Source organism: Escherichia sp. TW14182 (assembly GCF_000208525.1).
GTDB classification, from domain to species: Bacteria; Pseudomonadota; Gammaproteobacteria; order Enterobacterales; family Enterobacteriaceae; genus Escherichia; species Escherichia ruysiae.
The window spans coordinates 1-3,888 of sequence record NZ_AEJZ01000340.1 but is presented as its reverse complement, the minus strand read 5'-3'; the positions used below and the strand labels follow the sequence as shown (position 1 = coordinate 3,888).

Below are 3,888 nucleotides of genomic sequence, written 5' to 3'. Positions count from 1 at the left end.
CCAGCGCCAGAGTTTGCGCCCAGGCGATGCGCACCATAATGCGCCGCCGGAATAGCCGCAGCTCGCGCATTAAACTGACTTCATCGCTTACATCACTGAGCGCCTTCTGCAACCATGCAGCGTAATGCTGCCATTCGTCGGCCTGCGGCGGCTGGCTTTCCAGTTCCGTTAGCCACTCTGGATGCGCAATTACGCTGTCCTGCACAAAATCACTAAAAGTAAGTACTGACTTCGCCTGTGTGCTAAGTGATTCCTCGGCTAAAGGCGCTGGCAGCCGCTCAACAACGGTCTGCCAGTACTGCTGTAACGGTGAAGAGAGCGGCTTCATAAGCGATTTTATCCTTGCCTGATTAACGTTTTCCGCTGTGCAACCAGAACGGTTCCTGATTGTTTGCCTCATTGCGGAAATGTTCAATTTCAATGCGTTGCCCGGTCGCAATGGCGTGACGCAGTCCCTGCCAGTTCTCCAGCCAGGCTTGCGCAACGAGAGGATCGTAGTAACCCGCCAGCAACAGTATTGAGTCAATGTCACGCGTCAGACGTGGTAACTGGTCACGGTAGCGATCGCCCAACGGTTGGCAAAAAACGCTTTTCAGTTCAGCGGAATGGCGGGAAAGATGGATATCGGCAAAGCGTTTAAAGGAGTCGCTCATTTTGCCCTGCGCTTTGGCATCTAAAAACGGCTGCCAGGCTTTGCTGACCAGCCATTCGGTCAACGCCAGCTTCGCCATTGCCGTTTCGGTAGAGTAGACCGCCGTCACGGCAGAAACCGCAGAAGCAATGGTCGCCTCGCATTGGGTCAGCAGGTCACGTAAGTGAGTGCTCGCTTTTCTTGGCACAATACCACCGAACAGCATCAGCGTATGGCGAACAAGACCGATGGCTGCCAGCACCTGCTCTTTCGCCGCATCGTTGCCGCGCACCCACAGCTCTTCATGATATTGCCATTGCGCTAACGCCAGCTCCAGCGCCGCTTCCAGCCCCTGTTCCACATCGGCTTTTGCCGCAACATGCAGAATGGTGGTGGGTTTGATTTCACGCGTGGGATTGCCCTGCGCCAGATGATAGCCACGCGCTGCTTTACTCAGGCTGCCCTGGCGTAATCCGGTTTGCGATACCAGTTGGTTCGCCAGTTTCAGCACCGCGCGCGTTTCACCGCTAAGCAGCTCCAGTTCCAGCTCACAGATAGGTTCAGCAAATTCACCGGCTTTCACCTCGCCCTGATCGAGAGCGATTTCAATCTGGCTGCCATCGACCTCCACCAGCCATTTTTCGCGATAAAAATCGGTGCTGAACAGCGGCTGCACGCGGGACGCGAGATCGGCAGGTAACTCACCGTTTGGCCAGACTTCCGTCGGTAACTGCGCCAGATCGAGCGTCGGTTCACTCAACGCCACGTTATATTCCGGGCGCTGGTGCAATCCGCCCGTTACCCGTCCGGCAACTTTCATGGTCATCTCATAGCGACCGTTTTCGCCACGAATACGCAGCCCCATGTCGTGCCCACGCAGCCAGTTATCCGGCGTTTCGTAGTAAATGTTCAGTAACTGCACGGGATCATGATGCTCGCCGCCCAGCGTATTGAGATGGTCACGCAACGCCTCAACGGCACTGTGATTAACAATAAACTTTAATTCGATTTCCTGAGCCATGGCCTTTACTTATCGGTTATGTCACATAAGTGACGATGAACGGCGAACTAAATGCGATCTTTTTTGTCAGTAGATAGTATTTTGCGCCAAATTGCCATGCAACGAGCATTTTGACGGGCGTAAAAGTTTGAGACAGTGGCAAAAGCTGACACAGAGGATTCTGATTGATACCGAATGCTTTGCGCAGCAACACTGATGCCACTACTATCGTTCCACTTTCCATGACAATAACGACAGCCTGATGCCAAAATTACGCCTGATCGCACTAACTTTACTCGCGCTTAGCGCCACTGCCGTCTCTCACGCGGAAGAAAAACGCTATGTTTCTGACGAACTGAATACCTGGGTTCGCAGTGGTCCGGGAGATCATTATCGCCTCGTGGGCACCGTGAACGCCGGTGAAGAAGTGACATTATTACAAACTGACGCCAACACCAATTATGCCCAGGTGAAAGACAGCTCCGGCCGTACCGCCTGGATCCCGTTGAAACAACTGAGTACTGAGCCAAGCCTGCGCTCCCGCGTGCCAGATCTGGAAAATCAGGTCAGAACTCTGACCGATAAGCTCACCAATATCGATAACACCTGGAATCAGCGCACCGCAGAAATGCAGCAAAAAGTGGCGCAGAGCGACAGTGTGATCAACGGGTTAAAAGAAGAAAATCAGAAGCTGAAAAACGAACTGATTGTCGCGCAGAAAAAAGTCGATGCCGCCAGCGTTCAGCTGGATGACAAACAGCGCACCATCATCATGCAGTGGTTTATGTATGGTGGCGGCGTGCTGGGACTTGGCTTGCTGCTCGGTCTGGTATTGCCGCACCTGATCCCAACGCGCAAACGTAAAGATCGCTGGATGAACTAAATCGCCTTCTTCGTTGCACTGTCTTATTATTAGGAATTGTGTATTTGACGAAGGGAAGATGGCGTGAAGATTTATCTGGTCGGTGGTGCGGTTCGGGATGCATTGTTAGGGCTACCGGTCAAAGACAGAGATTGGGTGGTGGTCGGCAGTACGCCACAGGAGATGCTCGACGCGGGCTACCAGCAGGTAGGCCGCGATTTTCCTGTTTTTCTGCATCCGCAAACGCATGAAGAGTATGCGCTGGCACGTACCGAACGGAAATCCGGTTCCGGTTACACCGGCTTTACCTGCTATGCCGCACCGGATGTCACGCTGGAAGATGATCTTAAGCGTCGCGATCTGACCATTAATGCGCTGGCCCAGGACGATCACGGCGAGATTATCGACCCGTACAACGGCCTGGTTGATCTGCAAAATCGTCTGTTGCGCCATGTTTCCCCCGCTTTTGGCGAAGATCCGTTACGCGTTCTGCGCGTGGCGCGTTTTGCTGCGCGTTATGCCCACCTTGGTTTTCGTATTGCCGATGAAACTCTGGCGCTGATGCGCGAGATGACCCACGCAGGTGAACTGGAACACCTGACACCTGAACGGGTGTGGAAAGAGACGGAAAGCGCCCTCACCACACGCAATCCGCAAGTTTTCTTCCAGGTATTGCGTGATTGCGGCGCACTACGCGTTTTATTCCCGGAGATCGACGCGTTGTTTGGTGTCCCCGCTCCGGCGAAATGGCACCCGGAAATCGATACCGGTATTCACACCTTAATGACGCTCTCAATGGCGGCGATGCTGAGTCCGCAGGTCGATGTCCGTTTCGCAACTTTATGCCACGATCTCGGTAAAGGGCTGACGCCCCCAGAGCTTTGGCCGCGTCATCACGGTCACGGTCCGGCTGGCGTGAAGTTAGTGGAGCAACTGTGTCAGCGTCTGCGCGTGCCTAATGAAATCAGCGACTTAGCTAAACTGGTGGCGGAGTTTCACGATCTCATCCACACCTTCCCAATGCTGAACCCAAAAACCATCGTCAAATTATTTGATTCCATTGACGCCTGGCGTAAACCGCAGCGTGTCGAGCAACTGGCGCTGACCAGCGAGGCTGACGTGCGCGGCAGAACCGGTTTTGAATCGGCGGACTACCCGCAAGGCCGCTGGTTGCACGAGGCCTGGGAAGTGGCACAGTCAGTACCAACAAAAGCCGTCGTTGAAGCGGGATTTAAAGGTGTGGAGATTCGCGAGGAGCTGACCCGACGGAGGATTGCGGCGGTAGCCAGCTGGAAGGAACAACGTTGCCCAAAGCCTGAATGAGTATAAAACTAAACGTTAGCACGAACCGTCCCCTCGCCCCTTCGGGGAGAGGGTTAGGGTGAGGGGAACAGA

General features: G+C 54.1%; 3 protein-coding genes and 1 pseudogene. 2 read left to right on the top strand and 2 right to left on the bottom strand.

The window, feature by feature from the left end; all coding sequences use genetic code 11:
• Together EQY_RS0121290 and ygiF are read right to left on the bottom strand one after the other, a co-directional pair.
• Positions 1–328: pseudogene (locus tag EQY_RS0121290) on the bottom strand (bifunctional [glutamate--ammonia ligase]-adenylyl-L-tyrosine phosphorylase/[glutamate--ammonia-ligase] adenylyltransferase); the annotation flags it as partial.
• A gap of 22 nt (positions 329–350) precedes the next feature.
• On the bottom strand, positions 351–1,652 hold the full coding sequence (gene ygiF, locus EQY_RS0121285) for an inorganic triphosphatase (protein WP_000046295.1): 1,302 nt from the start codon (positions 1,650–1,652) through the stop codon (positions 351–353).
• A 241-nt stretch (positions 1,653–1,893) separates the two neighbouring features.
• Between ygiF and EQY_RS0121275 the strand changes: the two genes are divergently transcribed.
• On the top strand, positions 1,894–2,514 hold the full coding sequence (locus EQY_RS0121275; protein ID WP_001125317.1) for a TIGR04211 family SH3 domain-containing protein: 621 nt from the start codon (positions 1,894–1,896) through the stop codon (positions 2,512–2,514).
• Positions 2,515–2,577: 63 nt separating this feature from the next.
• Positions 2,578–3,816 carry a fused tRNA nucleotidyltransferase/2',3'-cyclic phosphodiesterase/2' nucleotidase/phosphatase Cca gene (gene cca, locus EQY_RS0121270; RefSeq protein ID WP_000708475.1) on the top strand — a complete coding sequence of 413 codons (1,239 nt, stop codon included), beginning with the start codon at positions 2,578–2,580 and terminating at the stop codon, positions 3,814–3,816.
• Positions 3,817–3,888 lie beyond the last annotated feature (72 nt).

Coding starts and splice junctions, on each gene's coding strand:
- EQY_RS0121275 (WP_001125317.1), top strand. CDS start 1,894: ATGCCAAAATTACGCCTGATCGCACTAACTTTACTCGCGCTTAGCGCC.
- ygiF (WP_000046295.1), bottom strand. CDS start 1,652: ATGGCTCAGGAAATCGAATTAAAGTTTATTGTTAATCACAGTGCCGTT.